At 54.5% G+C, this 19,853-nt stretch carries 21 protein-coding genes; 16 read left to right on the top strand and 5 right to left on the bottom strand.

The genetic code is table 11. The features are described from left to right. Nucleotides 1-404: 404 nt before the first annotated feature. The gene (locus HY788_00965) at nucleotides 405-830 is read right to left on the bottom strand and encodes a hypothetical protein (protein ID MBI4772747.1); all 426 of its coding nucleotides are present in this window, start codon (nucleotides 828-830) and stop codon (nucleotides 405-407) included. A 411-nt stretch (nucleotides 831-1,241) separates the two neighbouring features. Between HY788_00965 and HY788_00970 the strand changes: the two genes are divergently transcribed. The 8 genes from HY788_00970 (at nucleotide 1,242) to HY788_01005 (ending at nucleotide 7,346) form a co-directional block, all read left to right on the top strand. Next, nucleotides 1,242-1,445, top strand: coding sequence for a hydrogenase iron-sulfur subunit (locus HY788_00970; protein MBI4772748.1), 204 nt, complete (start codon nucleotides 1,242-1,244; stop codon nucleotides 1,443-1,445). Nucleotides 1,446-1,466: 21 nt separating this feature from the next. After that, on the top strand, nucleotides 1,467-1,658 hold the full coding sequence (locus tag HY788_00975) for a hydrogenase iron-sulfur subunit (protein MBI4772749.1): 192 nt from the start codon (nucleotides 1,467-1,469) through the stop codon (nucleotides 1,656-1,658). A 1-nt stretch (nucleotide 1,659) separates the two neighbouring features. Continuing rightward, entirely contained in the window at nucleotides 1,660-2,781 is a 1,122-nt protein-coding gene (locus HY788_00980) for a (Fe-S)-binding protein (GenBank protein MBI4772750.1), read from the top strand. A gap of 34 nt (nucleotides 2,782-2,815) precedes the next feature. After that, a complete protein-coding gene (locus tag HY788_00985; GenBank protein ID MBI4772751.1) occupies nucleotides 2,816-2,983 on the top strand; it encodes an FAD-dependent oxidoreductase in 168 nt (55 codons plus the stop codon). Between the two features lie 102 nt (nucleotides 2,984-3,085). Beyond that, complete coding sequence (locus HY788_00990; GenBank protein MBI4772752.1) at nucleotides 3,086-4,339, top strand: CoB--CoM heterodisulfide reductase iron-sulfur subunit A family protein; 1,254 nt, start codon at nucleotides 3,086-3,088, stop codon at nucleotides 4,337-4,339. Between the two features lie 27 nt (nucleotides 4,340-4,366). Beyond that, entirely contained in the window at nucleotides 4,367-6,049 is a 1,683-nt protein-coding gene (locus tag HY788_00995; GenBank protein MBI4772753.1) for a CoB--CoM heterodisulfide reductase iron-sulfur subunit A family protein, read from the top strand. 21 nt (nucleotides 6,050-6,070) lie between these two features. Then, complete coding sequence (locus tag HY788_01000; protein MBI4772754.1) at nucleotides 6,071-6,496, top strand: hydrogenase iron-sulfur subunit; 426 nt, start codon at nucleotides 6,071-6,073, stop codon at nucleotides 6,494-6,496. 13 nt (nucleotides 6,497-6,509) lie between these two features. After that, nucleotides 6,510-7,346, top strand: a complete 837-nt coding sequence (locus tag HY788_01005) for a 4Fe-4S dicluster domain-containing protein (GenBank protein ID MBI4772755.1) — start codon at nucleotides 6,510-6,512, stop codon at nucleotides 7,344-7,346. Between the two features lie 115 nt (nucleotides 7,347-7,461). Here HY788_01005 and HY788_01010 read toward each other — a convergent pair whose 3' ends face one another. The 4 genes from HY788_01010 to lepB all read right to left on the bottom strand — a co-directional run bounded on the left by HY788_01010 (nucleotide 7,462) and on the right by lepB (nucleotide 12,073). Then, on the bottom strand, nucleotides 7,462-8,841 hold the full coding sequence (locus HY788_01010; GenBank protein ID MBI4772756.1) for a sigma-54-dependent Fis family transcriptional regulator: 1,380 nt from the start codon (nucleotides 8,839-8,841) through the stop codon (nucleotides 7,462-7,464). 81 nt (nucleotides 8,842-8,922) lie between these two features. Then, nucleotides 8,923-10,173, bottom strand: coding sequence for a dihydroorotase (locus tag HY788_01015; GenBank protein MBI4772757.1), 1,251 nt, complete (start codon nucleotides 10,171-10,173; stop codon nucleotides 8,923-8,925). 47 nt (nucleotides 10,174-10,220) lie between these two features. Continuing rightward, nucleotides 10,221-11,150, bottom strand: a complete 930-nt coding sequence (locus tag HY788_01020) for an aspartate carbamoyltransferase catalytic subunit (GenBank protein ID MBI4772758.1) — start codon at nucleotides 11,148-11,150, stop codon at nucleotides 10,221-10,223. 278 nt (nucleotides 11,151-11,428) lie between these two features. Next, on the bottom strand, nucleotides 11,429-12,073 hold the full coding sequence (gene lepB / locus HY788_01025) for a signal peptidase I (protein ID MBI4772759.1): 645 nt from the start codon (nucleotides 12,071-12,073) through the stop codon (nucleotides 11,429-11,431). Nucleotides 12,074-12,291: 218 nt separating this feature from the next. On the opposite strand from lepB, the gene HY788_01030 reads away from it, so the two are divergent. From HY788_01030 to HY788_01065, 8 genes are read left to right on the top strand one after another with little or no spacing between them, the layout of a single operon-like run. Further along, nucleotides 12,292-12,492, top strand: a complete 201-nt coding sequence (locus HY788_01030; protein ID MBI4772760.1) for a helix-turn-helix domain-containing protein — start codon at nucleotides 12,292-12,294, stop codon at nucleotides 12,490-12,492. Between the two features lie 3 nt (nucleotides 12,493-12,495). After that, complete coding sequence (gene pilM / locus HY788_01035) at nucleotides 12,496-13,554, top strand: type IV pilus assembly protein PilM (protein MBI4772761.1); 1,059 nt, start codon at nucleotides 12,496-12,498, stop codon at nucleotides 13,552-13,554. After that, nucleotides 13,551-14,252, top strand: coding sequence for a PilN domain-containing protein (locus HY788_01040; protein ID MBI4772762.1), 702 nt, complete (start codon nucleotides 13,551-13,553; stop codon nucleotides 14,250-14,252). Before pilM ends, HY788_01040 begins: the two co-directional genes overlap by 4 nt. After that, entirely contained in the window at nucleotides 14,252-14,884 is a 633-nt protein-coding gene (gene pilO / locus HY788_01045; protein MBI4772763.1) for a type 4a pilus biogenesis protein PilO, read from the top strand. Before HY788_01040 ends, pilO begins: the two co-directional genes overlap by 1 nt. An 8-nt stretch (nucleotides 14,885-14,892) precedes the next feature. Then, entirely contained in the window at nucleotides 14,893-15,435 is a 543-nt protein-coding gene (locus HY788_01050) for a pilus assembly protein PilP (GenBank protein ID MBI4772764.1), read from the top strand. A 39-nt stretch (nucleotides 15,436-15,474) separates the two neighbouring features. After that, the gene (gene pilQ / locus HY788_01055; protein MBI4772765.1) at nucleotides 15,475-18,009 is read left to right on the top strand and encodes a type IV pilus secretin PilQ; all 2,535 of its coding nucleotides are present in this window, start codon (nucleotides 15,475-15,477) and stop codon (nucleotides 18,007-18,009) included. A 28-nt stretch (nucleotides 18,010-18,037) separates the two neighbouring features. Then, complete coding sequence (gene pal, locus HY788_01060; protein MBI4772766.1) at nucleotides 18,038-19,126, top strand: peptidoglycan-associated lipoprotein Pal; 1,089 nt, start codon at nucleotides 18,038-18,040, stop codon at nucleotides 19,124-19,126. 42 nt (nucleotides 19,127-19,168) lie between these two features. Further along, nucleotides 19,169-19,849, top strand: coding sequence for a hypothetical protein (locus HY788_01065; protein ID MBI4772767.1), 681 nt, complete (start codon nucleotides 19,169-19,171; stop codon nucleotides 19,847-19,849). Nucleotides 19,850-19,853: the final 4 nt, after the last annotated feature.

Raw genomic sequence — 19,853 nt, forward strand, 5'->3', positions numbered from 1 at the left:
GCATCAATAACAGCAAGGTAAAACCGCCGTAAATGCACATGTGCATGATCCATCGAACGACATCTTCTTTCAGCACCTTTCGCTGGAGCAGAACGTCCAGGAAGAATACCTTAATAAGCGTACCTATCTTAGCGCTGAAAATAACTCGAAACAGACCTGAAACAGCGGAAGAGATCCTCTCCCAAGCTGTAATTGCCTGAGCTTCATTCCCTATTCGGTACCGAAACCACGATGCCAGCCGGACGCAAATACCGATTCCAAAGATAACTAAAGCGACATACAAAAATACAGAGAAAAGCATGAAATGTTCCCCTCGAAGCCTCCGAAGCCTGTCGGATTCACGCAGGAATCTGTGTGTCGAATACCGTTCGTTTACTAGTATCAGGATGTAAGTGACTGATAATTTATGCAATTCCAGCAACGGACTTCTCCGTTGCGACTTCACTCAACAGGCAGAGGCCGGATAGATCATCATCATCTATCGAGAGGAACACGTGATTCGGAAGTAGAGGGAGCGTGAGACGGGTACAGAGAGATCCAGCGGAATCGAGACTGATCTTGAAAGGGAGCAGGAGATGTAGGGTAAGCTCGCCGTGGATGCGCGAGCGCTGAGGTGCGTGGGCACGGCGAATCGTATTCTGATTATTATCGGTCCGTTCGGGCTTTTCGGGGTTATCCGGATCGTGCGCGATTCGGCAAAACGCCGCCGCATTCGTGCGGTTGTCCGGAACGTCGTGATGGTTGCCGGTCGGCTCATCCGGACAGGATCTCTCTCGATCCTGTGCTTTCATCGCCATGGTCCGGCCCATGAAGCATTTACGGATGTGCATACGCGGCTGTCCCCAGGCTGACCCGGCTTCATCGCCGGTCTTGTACCGGACGTGGAGTTCGAAAGGATCATAATGCGAGAAGAGAATACCACACTTTCGGGTGAAGGAGGTTTCAAAAGTGATTGCCGGCTCAAGTTTAAATAAGCCGGATAGGTGAATCCCACTTTGTTTTTGTGGGATTAGGCCGATATCAGGCCCATTAATCGCCTATAAGTGAAAGATTTCACGGATACGCCGGCATAATCGGTGAATGGAAACCCAAAATAACTTTTCATCGGGAGTGATTTTGGGTATATTGATGCACGCTACCGGTATTAGATTCATGCGTCTCGGAGCTTCCAAGGCGGTTGGGAGCGTGTCCGACTGCCATGTTTATCTGCAGTTCAACCCACCGACACCAGGAATCTGATCATGGACGTTCCCTTTTATCCTAGAATTCTGATGTTCGCTTGCAACTGGTGCGCCTATTCGGCAGCGGATCTAGCAGGAGTCAGCCGGATGCAGTACCCGTCCAATATCCGTCTGATCCATATTATGTGCACCGGGCGGATGAATCCCAATTTCATTCTCAAGGCTTTTGACCTCGGCGCCGACGGGGTGCTCGTGAGCGGCTGACGCCTCGGCACTTGCCATTACCTGGACGGTAATGAAAAAGCTCAGAATGCGATCCGGATGACCTGGGAGCTCATGGACATCCTGGGGTTCGAACGCGAGAGGCTTGGGATGGAATGGCTTTCCGCGTCCGAAAGCACCAAATTTGTCCAGATCATCAAAGGGTTTACCGAAACGATTTACAAGCTGGGTCCGTCAATCTCAAAGGCCGCTTGACATGAATGTCATCGATCCCATCGTTCAGAAAACCAAAACGTATTTCTGCCTGGATTGCGGCGTATGTACGGGCAGTTGTCCCGTCAGTCGAGTATCGGACACGTTCTCTCCACGTCTGATCGTGGAACGGTCTTTATATGAACTCGAAAAGCTGAACGACGAAACCATCTGGGCATGTCTTACCTGCGCGCGATGCAGTGAACGATGTCCGGCCAGCATTAATTTTCCTGAATTCATTCGACTCATTCGCGACGAGGCTCAGAAGACGGGCTTTCACGGCGTACCGGCCCACAACGGCATGCTTCAGACCATCATGGCCATGCACTCCAAGGAGATCCATCAGAATCGAATCTCCTGGGTGGACGGCAAGGTTTCCGAGCATAGCGATACGTTCTACTTCGTGGGGTGCAGGCCTTACTTCGATGTGATTTTCCGTGACATCAAGGCAGGCTCCATTCAAGGTGCTCGCAACACCCTGCGTCTGCTGAACCTGGTGGGCGTTGAACCGATTGTCAGCAACGAAGAGCGCTGCTGCGGCCACGACGCGCTCTGGAACGGAAATCTGGACCTCTTTAAGACACTAGCCCGGCGAAATATCGACCTGATACGTTCTTCCGGAGCCAGGCAGGTCGTGTTCAGTTGCCCGGAAGGGTACCACACTTTCAAGCATTACTACTCCCAGTATTTCGGCGACCTCGAATTTGAAGTGGTTCACATCGTAGAACTCTTAAGTCGGAAAATTAAAGAAAACAGCCTGTCTTTCAACCCATTGGACGAAACGGTCACCTATCAGGACCCCTGCCGACTGGGCCGAATGGCCGGTATTTATGATGCGCCGAGGGAAATTATCCGAAGCATTCCCGGCATCACCTTTAATGAAATGGAGCGGAACCGGGAAAACGCCGTGTGCTGCGGCGCCAGCGCCTGGCAGAGCTGCTCCGGTTACTCCAAAGCCATCCAACTCGACCGACTGAAGGAAGCCGGGGCAACCGGGGCCGGTACGGTGATTACGTCGTGCCCCAAATGCGCCATTCATTTCAATTGCACCATTAACGCGTTCGAACTGGAGGTGCGGACAAAAGAACTCCTCGACCTGGTGGCGGAACAGGCCGTGATACCGTAACCAAGGACCATAGACTGAGTCAGGAGGCGAAATCGTGAGTCGCGACATACTCATCGTCGGAGCGGGTATTGCCGGCATCCAGGCGGCGTTGGACCTCGCGGACATGGGTCTTAAGGTGCACCTGGTGGAGAAACTCCCGAGTATCGGGGGAAAGATGGCTCAACTCGACAAAACCTTCCCCACCAACGACTGCGCCATCTGAATCCTCTCTCCGAAATTACTGGATGCCGGTCGGCATCCCAACATCAACCTGCTGGCCTACAGCCAGGTGGAAGAGCTTAAGGGCGAAGCAGGTGACTTTACCGTGAGAGTCCGCAGGAAAGCCCGCTACGTCGACGAGAGCAAATGTACCGGATGCGGGACCTGCGCGGAGAAATGTCCGACCCCCGTATTGGACGCCTACAACATGAATTTGGCCCACCGGCGAGCCATCTACAAGTACTTCGCCCAGGGCATCCCGTCCGTGTTCACGATCGATACGGAACATTGCCGTCAATTTCAGGGAAAGAAATGCGGCGTCTGCGCTAAGGTCTGCCAGGCCAAGGCCGTTGACTTCGAACAATCGGACCGAATCCTCGAATTGAAAGTCGGCGCTGTCATTGCGGCAACCGGTTACGATCTCTTTGACGCCGGAAGAATCCCCGAATACGGCTACGGCAGGTTTCCCAATGTGGTGACCGCCATCGAATTCGAACGCCTGTTGAGCGCCAGCGGCCCCACGTCGGGACATGTGGTCCGCCCCTCGGACCTGCAGGCCGAAGAGGCCTGCCGCTCTCTCGATAAACAGATTGTGAAGCTCGCCGAGAGCCTGGACTCCTTCGAAAAGAAGTATGAGATGAGTTCGGAAAACTTTTTCGATCGCCTGGCGGACGGCAAGCTGGAAACTCAGGACGATGTCGTCCGGTGGTCGGAACTTCATAAGGAGCATCAGGACCTCGTCATCGCCCGAGATGCGCTCAAACACAAAGTCGAGCACTCTCACGCCAACAAACTGGCTTTCATACAGTGTGTGGGTTCCAGAGACTTCCGGTTCAATGCATACTGCTCGGGCTGGTGTTGTATGCACTCCATCAAAGAAGCCATCATTGCCAAGGAACACAATTCGGACACGCAGTCATATATTTTCGGCATGGACATCCGCGCTGTGGGCAAAGGCTTCGAGGAATACAAAATAAGGGGCGGAAAGGACTCCGAGATCACCTATGTCCGCGGGCGAGTCGCGGAGATCACCGAATCCGAGGATCATCAGCCGGTTGTCTGGTACGAGGACACTCGGGAACGCAAGGTGAAGAATCTGCCCGTAGACTTGGTCATCCTGGCTGCGGGTTGCGAGCCGTCCAAAGGAACAAAGGAACTTGCGGAGATGTTGGGTATCGAACTGGACGCCTACGGGTTCATCAAGTCCGATTCGACCCATCCGGTTGATACCAGCGTGCCGGGCGTTTTCACCTGCGGGTGCGCCCAATCCCCCATCGATATTCCGGAATCCGTGGCCCAGGCCTCGAGCGCTGCGGCGCGAGCCGCCGAGGTGGTTCTGAGCCGGAAGGCCGCTGCTTGACGAGAACCTGAGACAGTGAGAACGGATGTGCCCAATTTGGAACCAAGACCGAAAATAGGCGTATTCGTATGCTGCTGCGGATCAAACATTGCAGGCTACGTGGATGTTCCCGCGGTGGCGGAATACGCGAGGACGCTGCCGAACGTGGTTCTCGCGCGGGAAAACCTCTACACATGCTCGGAAGGCGGAATCAACGAAATCAAGAACGCCATCATCGAACAGAAGCTGGACCGGGTAGTAGTCGCCTCCTGCACACCTCGAACCCACGAGCCGTTGTTCAGGAATTCGTGCAAGGAAGCCGGACTGAACCCGTACCTTTTCGAAATGGTCAACATCCGCGACCAGTGTTCGTGGGTGCACATGAAGGAAAGAGAAAAAGGGACCGAGAAGGCCAAGGACCTCGTTCGTATGGGTGTGGCCAAGGCCGAAATGCTGACCCCGTTGGATTCCATAGAACTGAGCGTTAGCCACAGCGCCCTTGTGATCGGCGGCGGCGTTGCCGGCATGTCCGCGGCCGAATCCTTGGCAGGTATGGGATACCCGGTGATTCTGGTGGAAAAACAGAACAGGCTGGGCGGATTGCTGAATCAGCTCCGCAAGATCTATCCAGGCGCCAAGGATGCCGGGACCCTGCTCGAAGAACACGTGGACCGCGTGAGCAAAGACGCCCGTATCACGGTGCTCACGGACGCCGAAGTACAGAGTGTGGATGGCTACATAGGCAATTTCAAAGTGGGCGTATCCGGCAGAGGCGGCGCCCGCACCTATGAGGTCGGCGCCCTTGTCGTCGCCACCGGTGCTACGGTGCTCCAACCTCCCGATGGGGTCTACGGGTACGACGGCCGAAGGGTCATCACCCAGATGCAGTTGGAGCGGCGTTTGAGTGATGGCCTTGAGCCGGTTCCCCGCAACGTCGTCATGGTGCAGTGCGTCGGCGCCCGCGTACGGGAGCGACCCTACTGCTCGCGCATCTGTTGTCAGATTGCCGTCAAGAACGCTCTCGAAATCCGCAGCTTGTTCCCGGATACCCATGTGTCCATACTGTATCGGGATCTGCAGATGTACGGCGTTTCCAACGAGGAAATGCTTCGCAGAGCCAAAGAAGCCGGCGTCCGATTCATGTACTACGACGTGGGCCGTCCCCCGGAGGTGAAAAGCGAACACGTAAAGATCTTCCACCAGCTTCTGGGCAAGGAGTTGGAACTCCCGGCGGACCTCGTGGTCCTCTCCACGCCTATGGTGGCCAACGAAGACGCACCTCGCCTTTCAGGGCTCTTGCGGGTGCCGTTGGACGCCAACAATTTCTTTCTCGAGGGCCACGTGAAGCTCAAGCCTCTGGATTTTGCTTCGGAAGGCCTATACCTCTGCGGCTCCGCAAGGTATCCGGCCAACCTGGCTGAAAGCATCGCCCAGGGTTTGGGGGCTGCGTCACGAGTGGCCACTCTATTGTCCAAAGAACATCTTTACACAAGCGGCATCACGGCGTTCGTAAATCCGGAATCCTGTGCGGGATGTCTGGGATGTGTTCAAACATGTCCATACCAAGCCATCTCGTTTGATCCGGAACAAGGGGTTTGCAAGGTAAATCCGGTACTGTGTAAAGGATGCGGCGCGTGCGCCGCCACCTGCCCCAGTCAAAGCATTCAGCTCATGGGGTTTACACCGAAACAGCTCTACGCGCAGATCGACAAGGTTCTGGCTGACGACTAATCCAACGAAGAGGAATTGGCAATGTCCGAAGACGCTTTCGAGCCCATCATTCTGGCCATGATGTGTACGTGGTGAACATACGCCGCAGCAGACCTGGCAGGTGTCAGCAGATTGCAGTATCCGACCAATATCCGGGTTATCCGGGTGATGTGTAGCGGCACCATCTCGGCGCATCACGTGCTGAGGGCTTTTCAACGGGGTGTCGACGGCGTGTTCATCGGCGGTTGTCACTTGGGGGATTGCCATTACATGTACGGCAACTTCATGACTCGCAAGCGAGTCGCATTTATGAAAGAACTTCTGGAATTCACGGGCATCATGTCGGAACGGCTTCGGGTCCAATGGATCTCGTCCGCGGAGGGCCCTGAATTCGTCCATTATATTACCCGATTTGTAGAGCAGGTTCGCCGGCTCGGCCCTTCTCCCCTTAAATCGCGGGCTGCCTGAAAAGGGGGACCAGATGCTCGAGCAGATCAAGAATCGCGTCCGTGAGTTGCTGGAACAGAACCGCATCAGTGGGTTCGTAGGTCTGATCAAGGAAGGCGGTCACATCCGGCCCTATCTGTTCACCCGTGCGGACGAACTGGACCGGCTATCCATCGGGCATGCGGACTCCCCAGTGGGTGACAAAGGAAATGAGTTTCACGGGTTCCGTCGTTATCCCCTCAATCAGGTGCTCATTCGCCTGGCTAAGGCTTTTCCGGAGAAAACCTTTTCCATTTTTGTCCGTGGATGCGACGAACGGGGTCTGAACGAGATCTTCAAATGGAATCAGCTCAAGCCGGATAAAGTGATACCCATCGGGGTCAGCTGTCCCCGGGAACTGGCCGAGTATTGCGAATGCGCAAAGCCGTATCCCGACGCTCTGGTGGCGGGCGATCCGGTCAAAGGATTCAGGAATAAGAGCGTGGCGCAGATCCGGCAACTGCCCCTGACCGACCGATTTCAGTACTGGAGGGCCGCTTTTGACCGGTGTATCAAGTGCTATGGATGCCGGGACGTGTGTCCTATGTGTTTCTGTAACGAGTGCTCCCTTGAAGACGAACAGCTCATGCACAAACCGGATCTTCCGCCCAGCAATCCGATTTTTCATCTGACCAGGGCCGTACACATGGCGGGACGTTGCATCGACTGCGGGCTCTGCAGCGAAGCCTGCCCGGCGCACATTCCTCTCCGAACGCTGTATAAGGAAGTGCAAGAGATTCTGGAAGAACAGTTTGGATATAAGACCGGATATTCACAAGAGGAGCGGTCGCCCTTGAACTTGCTGGGACCGCCTCCCGAAGGGACAGGATAGGGATGTTCCGGGACCCTGCCTCGGATTTACTTCATTCGGCCTCTGGAATTGGTTTCCCGGCAGGCTCGTTCGAGAGTCCGGAACCGGATCTTCGGTACGGAATTGAACAGCGTTTCTAGTCGTCGTCCCCTTTCAGGCCCAGCTTCTCCATTCGATAACGGAGAGAGCGAAGGTTGATGCCCAGCAGTTCGGCGCATCTCTTGCGGTTTCCGTGTGTCTTGCTCAACGCCTTTGTCACAAAATCCGCCTCGTATCGCGCCAGAATCTCGTCCAAGTTGATTCCTTCGTCCGGAATGTCATGAAAAGGCGTGTCCCCTTCCCCGGCCTCCTTGATCTGTTTGTAATGGGAGAGGGTCATGCTTTCCGGTAAAACGATGTTCGAACTCTCCAGGGCTACCGACCTTTCGACAATGTTTTCCAACTCCCGGACGTTCCCCGGAAAATTGTAATCCTTCAGGATTTCTAATGCGTACGAAGAGATCTTACGAATATTCTTATCCTGCTGACGCGAATATTTCTTCAGGAAAAACTCCGCAAGCAGAGGTATGTCTTCCTTCCGCTCCCTCAGTGGCGGCACCTGGACTTGAATCACATTTACCCTGAAGAACAAATCTTCACGGAAATTCCTTCTAATGACTTCCTGTTCCAAGTCCTTATTGGTGGCGAAGATAAAACGAATTTCCAGGGGAACTTCCCGAACACCGCCTAACGGCTTGCACATGCGCTCCTGCAAAACTCGGAGCAGCTTCACTTGCATCACGGGAGACAGCTCACCCAGCTCGTCCATGAAAAAGGTCCCGGTATTGGCGGCTTCCAGGAGCCCCATCCGATCCGACGCAGCTCCGGTAAACGCGCCCTTCTTGTATCCGAACAGCTCGCTTTCCAACAGGTTTTCGGGAATGCCCCCACAGTTTATGGTGATAAACGGCCGATCCTTTCGCAGTCCTTCTTCATGAATCGCCCGTGCGATCAGCTCCTTCCCCGTTCCGCTTTCGCCGGTAATCAGCACGTTGCTGTCGGTTTTCGACACCCGACGGATCAGATCATAGATGCGCAGCATCTGGGGCGATATACCGATAATCCTGCCGAAGCCCTGCTCCGAATGAAGGTCGGGAGCGGCGGGAACGGTTTCCTTGCGTTCCCGGATAATATGGGCGATGACTTCCTTCAACCGTTCGGTATTAAAGGGCTTGGGAAAATAGTCGTAAGCGCCCTCGCGCATGGCTTCCACAGCCGTTTCCGGCGATGCGTACGCCGAGATCATGACCACGCCTACGTCCGGGTGCACTTTTTTCGCCCGACGAAGCACCTCCAATCCGTCGACCTTTTGCATTCGTATGTCCGAGACGATAACGTCGTAGGGGGACTTCTCGATCTTCGATATGGCTTCCCCGCCGCCATGAGCGCAATCGACGTCGTAGCCCTCCTGCAAGAGGAGAATCTCAAGCAGTTCCCTCATGCTCTGGTCGTCGTCTACCACAAGAATTCTGGCCATGAGTTCATCCTGCTGAGCGAAGGGCCGGGTGTGCCGGACAAACGCCTCTATCCAGATTTGAAAACTTCGGGGATGTGGGCGTTACCGAGCCACGCCCTTTATTCTGACCGGTTTGCCTTCCAAAATAGTCATCACCGCTCTGCCTTGAAGATCCCTGCCTCCAAACGGCGTGTTCCTGCTCAGTGAAAAAAAGGTTTCCGGATCCACCGTGTAGCGTGCATTCGAATCCAGCAATGTCAAATTCGCCACTCCACCCAATTCGATCGCCCCTCCGGCGACGCCCAATATGCGCGCGGGATTCGACGAAAGAGCCCGAAGAGCTTGAAACAGGTTCAGGACTCCTTCTCTGACGAGTTGGAGGGCCAAGCCCACGCAGGTTTCGAGACCGACGATTCCGTTGGCGGCCAGTTCGAACTCAATATCCTTTTCTATCACGGAGTGAGGCGCATGATCGGTGGCGATGGCGTCAATCGTACCGTCTTTCAGTCCAAACCGGATGGCTTCAACGTCTTCAGCGGTTCGGAGCGGGGGGTTCATCTTGGCGTTCGTGTCGAATTCAGCCACGGCCTCATGCGTCAATGTAAAATAGTGCGGAGCCGTTTCCGCGGTTACGCGAATCCCCCTGGCTTTGGCCTGACGAATCAACTGCACGGATCCGGCCGTGCTCACGTGAGCCACGTGCAATTTCCCGCCGGTGAATCGAGTCAACTCGATATCCCGATACACCATGATTTCTTCGGCTTCAGAGGGTATGCCCTTGAGTCCGGTCATTGCGGACACTTCGCCTTCGTGGATGCATCCGCCTTCACTCAATCCAAGATCTTCCGCATGGGAAATGATCGGTTTGTCGTACGCCCTCGCATACTCGAGGGCGCTGCGCATCAGTCTCGAGCTGGACACCGGCCGGCCGTCGTCGCTGAAGGCCACGGCCCCGGCCCGGGACAAGTCTCCAAATTCGGACAGTTGCTCTCCTCGTGACCCCACGCTCACGGCGGCTACGGGATAGACGCGGGCAAATCCACCTTCAGCGGCCCTTTGAAGGATATACTCGGTAACGGATCGTGAATCGTTCACAGGATGGGTATTCGGCATGCATGCAACCGCCACGAACCCTCCCGCCGCGGCAGCCATGGTGCCGGTTCGTATGGTTTCTTTGTATTCCTCCCCTGGCTCCCTCAAATGAACGTGCATGTCGATCAAGCCGGGCGCCACCCAGAGCCCGCCGGCGTCGACGATCTCCGCGGATCCCGAGTCCTTGAGAGATCCGGCATCCTCGATGCTTAAGAAAGCCTTGATCTTTCCTTCCTCGATGAGCAGATCCACCTTTTCCATACGCTCGGAAATGGGATGGATCACCGTGCCGTCCGCAACAACTAGTCTCACGCCGCTTTGCCTCCCAACAGAAGATATAAAACCGCCATTCTGACGGCGACCCCGTTCGAGACCTGATCCAAAATCACGGACGAGGGTCCGTCAGCCACGTCCGGCGTGATTTCGACGCCCCGGTTGATGGGGCCGGGATGCATCACCAGCACGTCCTCCTTGGCTTCGAGCAGACGTTTGGCGTTCAGACCGTATTCCCTGGCATATTCCCGAAGTGTTGGAAACAGTGGTTCACTCTGACGCTCCAACTGCAGACGCAGCATCATAATGACATCCGCATCCCGTACGGCCTGATCGAGTTTATCCGTCACTTTCACGCCCAGGCACCCGATAAAGCGGGGAATCATGGTGGGCGGCCCGGCCACCGTCACACGAGCGCCCATCTTGGTCAAGGCGAGGACGTTCGAACGACACACGCGGCTGTTGGCGATATCACCGACTATAGACACGTTGAGCCCTTCTATACGCCCCTTGTGCGCTTTGATGGTCATCAGATCCAGCAGCGCCTGGGTCGGATGTTCATGACGCCCGTCACCCGCATTGACTACGCAGGCCGATATCCGGCGTGCCACCATGTGGGGCGCTCCGCTCATCGAATGCCGCATGACCAGAACGTCCGGATTCATGGCCTGGATGTTGCGAACCGTGTCGATGAGAGTCTCGCCCTTCACCATACTGCTGGTGCTTGCCGACAGGCTGACCGTATCTGCGCTAAGTCGCTTTGCCGCGATCTCGAAAGACATCCGGGTTCGCGTGCTCGGCTCGTAAAAGAAATTCACCACCGTCTTACCGCGCAGGGTCGGGACCTTTTTGATGTCTCGATCAGAAATCTCTTTAAGACTCTCCGCCGTGCGTATGATCGTCTCAATTTCTTCTCGAGACAGATCCCTGATTCCCAAAAGATGCGTTTTTTCAAAAGACGACATGGCATCCTTACTTCAAAAAAAACCCCCCCGCTTTACAGCCAGGGGGGCGTACATTCATTTTGATCGGATTCCTATCATAGCGTCTTGGTCTTAAGACAAATGGTGGGATTGCTTTTAATTAAATACCAGTTTCGTCCTTGGCAGTCAAGGTATATTTCAGCCGAATCCCGAAGCGTCCGCGCCCCCGTACCAGGCGTAAGGTTCTGTTTTTTAAGAAAACCGTTGAACTGTCCTACAAAGGTCCGGATTCCCTCGTTCGACCCCCCATGCTCCGGCCGTCAGTGAATCCTTTTCAGTACTCGATTCCAAGCGAACGACGGTGGATCCAACGTCCAGGAGCCATAAATAATGAATGCCTTGCCTCTCAGTGCGTCCCGGTCGACAAAGCCCCAGAACCGGCTGTCGTAACTGAAATCACGGTTATCGCCCATAACAAAGTAGCAGTCTTCCGGGACCGTAACCGGACCGAAGTTATCCCGATCTCCGGGTTTGATGGCGGGATCCCCTCTCACCGCATGGGGATCGGCGTAAGGCTTACCGTTAATGTATATCTGTTTGTCGACGATTCGAACCTGGTCCCCCGGCAGCCCTATGATCCGTTTGATGAAATCTTTGCTCGGATCGACCGGGTAAATAAAAACGACAACCTGCCCCCGTCTTGGCCTTTGGAACTCCACGATCGGTTTGTTCAGAAACGGAACATCAATCCCGTACTGAATTTTGTTCACCAGAATGTGATCGCCCACGAGCAGCGTCGGCTTCATGGATCCGGAGGGTATCTTAAAGGCTTGAAAGAAGAAAGTTCGAACGATGAGCGCCAGAATGATGGCAGTTGCAATGGCTTCTGTATATTCCCTCGCACTGCTCCTCACAACCTGCGTTTCCACCTTTTCCGGGTTTGCTTTTGCTTCGGAAGCTTTCATGTATGAGACTATCCTCAACCACATTGGGATTTTGCTGTCGGCCGCACGAACGTCGTATTGTAAAAGGGGAGGTTTGATTTAGCAAGCGCAAAAACGATGCGCGATTACCAATAAGTTAATATCAATTATATATATGTATAAAAAAACTTGACAGAATTAAGTAAATAGTGTTTAATAGCGCTTAAAACGCATTTAATTGATGGGCGGAGGAAGTGGCCATGTCGAAGAACCGGGTCAAAACTGCTCGCGAAAAACTGCTGATGAGCAAGGCGGAACTCGCGCGCAAAGCGGGCGTTTCTCCCATTACGATCGACCGCATCGAAAAGGGGTACAGCTGTCGCATGGAAACCAAACGCAAGATCCTTCTAGCCCTGGGCTATAGCCTGGATGACCAGGGGACGGTTTTCGGAGAAAACTAGTTCATGGCACTTTTTCGCTCAAAGAAGAGCTTGGTGGGGTTGGACATCGGTTCTCACACCATCAAGGCCTGCCAACTCAAGATTGGAAGCGAAGGAATAAAGCTGGTCGACTTCGGTCTATTACAACTACCCCCGGGTACGGAGTTCGAAGACCGAACCACGAACCAGGATTTGATCGCTCAACACATCAGAACGCTTCTCCAAAACCTCAAGATCAGTCCCAAAGACGTCGCAACTTCGATTTCGGGATTCTCGGTAATTATCAAACAGCTATCACTTCCTTATGCGCACAAGAAGGAGTTGATGGCCAATATCCAGTGGGAGGCCGAGCAGCACATCCCCTTTGGCGCCCAGGACGTCACCATGGATGTGCACATTGTCGGACCGAACAAGGAAAAGCCGGAGTCCACTGATGTGATCCTGGTAGCGGCTCGTAACGAACACGTCCAGGCCGTCGTGGATCTGCTGAATCTTGCCCGTCTTTCCGCCGGTGTCATAGACGTTGATATGTTCGCACTCGAAAATGCGTATGACTCGAACTATCCCTACGAAGAAGACTGCATCGCTTTGATCGACATCGGCGCCAGTCAACTGAAGATCAATGTGGTTCAACGAGGCGTTTCCATATTCACGCGCGAGGTGGCTCAAGGCGGGAAAACAATCAACCAGAAGATCCAGGATCGCTTCCGTGTGGACGCCGCCGAGGCCGAGCGTATAAAGCTGACCGCCGAAGCACCCGACGGTCAGCGCGATGTGTTGAAACGGATTCTCGAAGAAGCGTCGGTGAGTTGGTCTCTTGAAATCAAGCGCGCTTTCGATTTCGTAACGAGATCCAACAAGAACGCGCGCATCCAGAAAATACTCCTGGCGGGGGGCTGCGCTCTTATGCCCGGGTTCTCGCGGTTCCTGCAGGATCGGATCGGAGTGGACGTCGACCTGTTCGACCCCTTCTTGAACATCACTTCGGATCCGAAGAAGATCGATCCCAACTATCTCCAAAGCATAGCGCCTATCGCCGCCGTCAGTGTGGGTTTGGCCTTGAGAAAGGTGGGAGACAGTTGATCCGCATCAATTTATCACCAAGGAAGCTCGAGAAGCGAAGGGAAAACCTCCGCCTTCAAGTATGGGTCTACCTGTTGACCATGACGATGGCAGTGGCGGTTTGTTTTCTCCTGTACCGCAACGCCGCCGAGAAGACGGCCGTTCTGCGGTTGGAGGAGGAACAGGCCCAGGCCCGTTCCAAGGAACTGACGCGTATAGTGGAAACGCAAAAGGAGCTGGAGAAAAACAGGAAATACATCGAGAAGAAGCAGGAACTCATCTTCAGTCTTGCGCGAAAACGCAGCGTTCCGATTCGCCTCTTGGATGAACTCAGCACCTCTCTTATTCCGGACCGGGTCTTCTTTCTGAGCTTGGATATGCGGGGCGCGGGGGTACGTCTCAATGGGATGGCTACCGACAACGAAACCATCACCCAGTACGTGAAACGACTTGAAACGGTGCCGATCTTTGAATCGGTCAAGATCATTCAGTCCCAGTTGCGCTACATCCCCAACTCGTGGGACCTGATTTGGGGCAAGGAAACGCGCTTTACGATTTCAGAGGGAATCATCAGCGCGCACTTTGAGCGGTTTCATAAGGACTACGACAAGATCAGCGGGATAAAGGCAGGGCCCTCCGGCTCGACTGATCTGCTGTACCAGAATGCGATCAAGGTGATGAAGTTTACCGTTACGTTTGTGGTGAGGGACGAAGGATAATGGCGCAGCGCGGAACGAAATTCCTGGAAAAACTGCCTTTTCGGGTCAAACTGCTTATCCTGGCGGGTTCCGTAGTGGTAGTTGCAGCTCTGTTCTATCTGTTGGTCTACCAGCCGATTCTGACTCAGCAGATGACCCTCGGAGACGACATCCAACGCTTGGATGACGCCTACAAGATCTTCAAAGAGAAAGCAAAGGGCGGGGCCCAGCTCGAGCAGAAATTGGACAAGGCTAGAGCGGAATACGAGCGGCTGTCCCAAATGCTGCCGGATAAGAGTGAAATTGTCGATTTAATGAGAAATATCACGGAGGTCGGAAGACTGGCCGGTTTGGATTTTGTTCTGTTTAACCCCAGGGAGCCGACTTTCCTAAAGGAGCAAGTCGCCGAGATACCGATCGAAATCCAAGTCCGGGGAACTTACCGGGAACTGGCGGACTTCTTCTCCAAGGTCGATAACTTGTCACGTATCGTGAATTTCGAGGAAATCGAGATAAGTTCGTCCAAGCTGACAGAAAACGCGGTCGTGCTTGAAGCTCACCTACTCGCGAAAGCGTACCGTCTCTTGACGCCGGAAGAAGAGGACCGATTGCGCGAACAGGCCAAGGAACAGGCCAAACAAAAGAAGAAGTAGCGGAAGCCATGACTCGAACGCATCAAAATCCGAATACCTCCGAGAAGATGAGTTTTGCTAAACGGCTCTCCTTGTTGTGCCTATACGTTGTGGTCTTTGGATGGATCGCCTGTGAGACGTCCTGGGCCGCCGACACCCCTGTCCCGGACTCGTCGGACTCCACGAAGGAGGTCCCTGCCCCCTATTCCTATTCTCCGCAAGGCAAACCCGATCCTTTCAAACCGTTCATCGGCTACTTGAAAACGGCGGATCAGGAGAAAGCACCTGAGCGTGCGCTGACACCTCTCCAGAAGTTTGAAGTCTCACAGCTTACGCTGGTGGGAATCTACTCCCGCGGTGGGCAGTCCAAAGCGCTCATTCAGGATCCGGATAAGAAAGGATATATCGTAGCTCTCGATGATCTCGTCGGCCCCAACTGGGGTAGAGTTACACGTATCCTGCCGGATCGCGTTGTTGTTACGGAAAAAACAAAAGGCCTTTTGGGGAAAACCGTCGATCGGGAAGTTGTCATTAAACTTCACCGACCCGGCGAAACCTCAGGAAATGAATAACCGTCAGGTCTCTGAGTTACGGATTACAAAGGTGGAATTATGTTGAGGCGACGTATTTCGTGGTTGGCTATCGGTTTATTCGTAGTTGCATTAACGGCATGTGCGCAGCTCCAAACCTTCACTGAAACGGAGCAGGCGGAACCGTCCGAGACGTATCAGGTGAAGGACGTCCAGGTTATCGAGGCAGCCAAGGAGACCCAGCTTTTGATCGATAGCAGTTCCGCCCCGAAATACACGGCGTACAAATTGATCGATCCGCTGCGTCTGCTGATAGAGTTGCCGGACGCGGCTTCCCCCGAATCTCTCATTTCCAAGCCGATCCCCGGCAAAGGGCTGATCCGCAACGTCCAAATCGAACAAACCGGGGATGAGAAGAAGCCGAGTGTCCGTCTGACCGTTTCCCTGAATCAGGATGTGGACTATGTGACTTCCGGCACGGACAATCGTTTAACATTTCGCTTCGTACCGGGTACGGCGGCAACTAAGGCCCCCGTGCTTTCGACCAAAGCTCTGAAAGCCCCGTCCGAAGGCCAACCGGTCAAATCGGGAATCATCTCGACCGGGTCGGCCGGCGATTCATCTTCCTTGGATGCCAGGTATGACGTCTTCGAAAATCAAGTGAAGGTGCGTATCTCCTCACCGTCGGAAATTTCCCGAGTGGACAAATTCACCTTGGAGAATCCCTCCAGACTCGTGTTCGATCTTTTCGGCATCCGTTACGTACAGGCTTCCAAGACAATGCCCATAGGTCGACCCCAGCTTGAATCGATTCGCATCGGCAGCCACGAAGACAAAACAAGGGTCGTGTTTGAGTTTCCCCAGGGTCCCCGTCCCGAAGTGGACGTCAAAACGGAGCCTAACACGCTCAACATCGCTTTCCACACGTCCAAGCCCGGGGAACCCTTGTCACCCATGACCAAGACCGCCGAGAAGGAAAAACCTCCAGTTGCAATGAAGTCGGCCGCGGTGAAGCAAGAGCCGCCCCTGGAAGAAGAAAGGCTTGCATCCGCGCCTAAACCGGCCCCCGAAACCGCAGAGCCTAAATCGGCCGCTGCAACCGCTTTGGGGTCCGCTACACCAACGTCGATCCCTCCGGTCGCCCTCGCCGCCACTCCGGAAAGCGCTGCCGGCAAGGCTCGCGAGGACCAGTCCGTCCAGGCGCCCATAACCGCCGAAGCGCTGACTCCCGAAGAAGGAATGACCACTCAATACACCGGCGAACGAATTTCCCTTGATTTCCAGGATGCCGATATTCATGGCATCTTCCGTCTCATTGCCGAGGTCAGCAATCTCAATGTCGTAACCGCGGACAATGTCAAGGGGCGGGTTACCGTGCGACTGGACAATGTCCCGTGGGATCAGGCTCTCGACACTATCCTCAAGGCCAAGCAGCTCCACAAGACGCAGCAAGGCAACGTCATCTGGATCACCACCATGGACGACTACCAGGCCTCCATAGAGAAACAGCGAAAAGCCGATGAGGAGCATTTGCTGAACGAGGAGATCCTGCAGCAGTTGGAACCCATGATCACGGACTATATCCGCCTCCGTTACGCCAATGCAAAAGACATATCGAACATACTCTTTCAGTTTTTGTCCCGCTGGCCCGTCGATAAGAAATTGGGCGTCATGGCGCGAGGCACGGAGGAAAAGTCGGCCGAGCGGGTGCGCGGCAAACTTGAAGTGGACTCGCGCACCAACACCCTCATTATCAAAGACGTCCCGGCCATAGTGGCGGAGTGCAAACGCATCGCCAAGGATTTGGACAAACCTATCGCCCAAGTCCTCCTTCAGGCCCGCATCGTAACCGTCCAATCCAGTTACTTACGCGAACTCGGCGTGAAATGGGGAGGCGACTACAGCCGGTTCGACGATGGGAATTCGGTCGGGGTCCGTGGCACCAGCGGCGATATATCGACGGACCAGGGGACCCTTCTCGATCCCCTCAATCCCATCGTAAACCTGCTCCCGCTAGATGCCGCCACCTCGGGGCTGGGCGTCAGCTTCGGACGAATCGTGGGTAACACGCTCCTCCGCCTGGACGCGCAGCTTCAGGCTCTCGAAAACGACAACAGGGCCACCATCATTTCCGCGCCGAAAGTCGTCACACTGGACAACACCAAGGCGGAGATCATTCAGGGGGAACAGTTCCCGGTCACGACCCGGGATCAGCTCGGAGCATTCAAAACCGAATACCGGGACGCCGCTCTAAAGCTTACGGTCACTCCCACCGTGGTCCCCAACACTCAGCGTATCACCGTCCAGATTCATCTGGAGGAGAAACTCCGCGTGCCCGGTACGGAACAGTTGAACGAGGTCGGGAATCCGGTTCTGAGTATAAAGCAGGCGGATACCGTCATGCTGATGGACAGCAACGAAACCATGGTGATCGGCGGTATCACGGCTCAGGAGAAGAGTGACAGCGAACGCAGGGTGCCCTGCCTGGGTAACCTTCCGGGCATCGGCTATCTGTTCAAGTCCACTCAAAACAGCGACGACAAAAGAGAGTTGCTCATGTTCATTACGCCCTCGATCCTGAGAGTACCCGAGGAATCGCAACCATTGTCCGAATAAACGCCTTCGTATTGAGCAAAGGGGTGATATGGTGTCCATCAAAAAAACCGCCACTGCGTCCGTTTATCTGTTCTGCGTATATATAGTCTGCTGTTGGGGCCTCGCCTTAGCCGAATCCGCGGACTATATACTCAAGAAGCCTGAACAGTTTTTCGGATCGTTGCTGTCGGCTACAGAAGAAAAGCTTCTCCTCGGAACCGGAGATATGGTGCTAACGGACATCGGGGGGAGACTTTCCCCGGAGGCCGCAGGTCTAAGCTCCAGCGAGTCCAACCTGGACAAGCTTCCTCCGCGGGAAATTGCTCAGATTGCCCGTGAATACAAAGAAAACGGAAGAACGGTCACGGTGCTCGACGAAAATGTCCCGTTGAGCATAGGGCATCTCTTCAACGTGTACGCGCGGAACACCTATGTGCCAAAGGACGAATTCGGACGTTACTACTACTTCCGTATCGGCCGAATCCAAATCGTCAAGGTATTTGACATCAAATCCGTGGCCAAGATCGTTCAGGCCAACAAGGAACTCAACTTTCAGGAGGGCGGCGTCTTTTACCTGGATCCGGATCTGCAAGGCATAGAAGGCGCCGCCGGGATCTCCGGTGTCACCCCGGGCGCCGAACGCTTTGCCGCCGGAATGCCTTCCGAAGGCGAGCCTTCCGCTTCGGGAATCATCACCGGTACGGGTATACCCGAAGGAGTCATGGCGGGATCCGCTGCAGGCGAACAGGCTACGGCTCTTGCTCCGTTCGGAAAAGAAGGCCCGATCTACAAATCGCTGGAAGATCGTTTTGAAAGCGAGCGCGTTTTCTTCGCTTTCGACGATTCCGGACTCACCGAATCCGCGATATCCGCTCTGGAATTCAAGGCCGGATACCTCGTGGAACACCCCGACGCTACAGCCTCGATCGAAGGCCACTGCGATGAACGCGGAAGCGTCGAATATAACTTGGCCCTCGGCCAGCGACGCGCGGAAGCCTCCAGGGATTACCTTGTAACTCTCGGCGTACGTGCTGATCGCATCAGTGTCGTCAGTTTCGGAAAAGAACGCCCAATAGCTCCCGGCCACGATGAGAAGGCCTGGGCCGCGAATCGTCGTTGCGAATTCCGCCTCAACTAGGTGTGAGGCGTCAGGAATAACACTTTTACGGAGTTCGACAAAATGATCAACGTCAAACGCTCTCTTTTGGCAGGTATCGCGCTCATCCTTCTGGTGTCACTCGGTTCCTGCGGGGGTGACTCGACAGGCACCCCTGGAACGGAAGGACAGTGGAATCCTGTTTTCCAACAGGTGATCCCTATCTATTGCGAAACAACGGACGTGAATGAGCCGTTTTTCAATAGCGAGGTGGACGCTTATTTCGATCCTACGCCCTGTAATCCCATCGATCCCGGAAGTCCTTCCGAGCCGTTCAGCAACCACAGGCTCCTGATCCGGATGTACAATGCGGATTTTCCCGGCAATCCCGGATCCGCTTACCAGGTCACGATCAACCGCTTTCACATCGAATATCGGCGACCTTTTACCGAAGGCGACACAGCTCCTATACTGGAAACCAGAGACGTTTTCCTGACCGTAAGTCTTCCTCCGGTGAACCTCGACGATAATCCGGACAACTGGCCCCAGCCGGCTATTGTCCTTCTCGACTTGGTGGACGTCGCCACAAGAAACGAATACCGAAGGCAGTTCGATTCCGGTGAGCGAATACCTCCCGATTTCCCCACGCGGTACTCGGCAGTTGTGACCATGTACGGTTCCAGCATTGTCAGTGATGAGATTTCGACCGTAGTGCAGACGGATTTCACCATCGGTAACGTGGATTATTGTCCTTGCACGGAATAGTAGG

The sequence above is a fragment of the Deltaproteobacteria bacterium genome, from assembly GCA_016208165.1.
Taxonomy (GTDB): Bacteria; Desulfobacterota; Desulfarculia; order JACQYL01; family JACQYL01; genus JACQYL01.

Coding starts and splice junctions, on each gene's coding strand:
- HY788_00965 (MBI4772747.1), bottom strand. CDS start 830: ATGCACATCCGTAAATGCTTCATGGGCCGGACCATGGCGATGAAAGCA.
- HY788_00970 (MBI4772748.1), top strand. CDS start 1,242: ATGGACGTTCCCTTTTATCCTAGAATTCTGATGTTCGCTTGCAACTGG.
- HY788_00980 (MBI4772750.1), top strand. CDS start 1,660: ATGAATGTCATCGATCCCATCGTTCAGAAAACCAAAACGTATTTCTGC.
- HY788_01005 (MBI4772755.1), top strand. CDS start 6,510: ATGCTCGAGCAGATCAAGAATCGCGTCCGTGAGTTGCTGGAACAGAAC.
- HY788_01010 (MBI4772756.1), bottom strand. CDS start 8,841: ATGGCCAGAATTCTTGTGGTAGACGACGACCAGAGCATGAGGGAACTG.
- HY788_01015 (MBI4772757.1), bottom strand. CDS start 10,173: ATGGAAAAGGTGGATCTGCTCATCGAGGAAGGAAAGATCAAGGCTTTC.
- HY788_01020 (MBI4772758.1), bottom strand. CDS start 11,150: ATGTCGTCTTTTGAAAAAACGCATCTTTTGGGAATCAGGGATCTGTCT.
- lepB (MBI4772759.1), bottom strand. CDS start 12,073: ATGAAAGCTTCCGAAGCAAAAGCAAACCCGGAAAAGGTGGAAACGCAG.
- HY788_01030 (MBI4772760.1), top strand. CDS start 12,292: ATGTCGAAGAACCGGGTCAAAACTGCTCGCGAAAAACTGCTGATGAGC.
- pilM (MBI4772761.1), top strand. CDS start 12,496: ATGGCACTTTTTCGCTCAAAGAAGAGCTTGGTGGGGTTGGACATCGGT.
- pilO (MBI4772763.1), top strand. CDS start 14,252: ATGGCGCAGCGCGGAACGAAATTCCTGGAAAAACTGCCTTTTCGGGTC.
- HY788_01050 (MBI4772764.1), top strand. CDS start 14,893: ATGACTCGAACGCATCAAAATCCGAATACCTCCGAGAAGATGAGTTTT.
- pilQ (MBI4772765.1), top strand. CDS start 15,475: ATGTTGAGGCGACGTATTTCGTGGTTGGCTATCGGTTTATTCGTAGTT.
- pal (MBI4772766.1), top strand. CDS start 18,038: ATGGTGTCCATCAAAAAAACCGCCACTGCGTCCGTTTATCTGTTCTGC.
- HY788_01065 (MBI4772767.1), top strand. CDS start 19,169: ATGATCAACGTCAAACGCTCTCTTTTGGCAGGTATCGCGCTCATCCTT.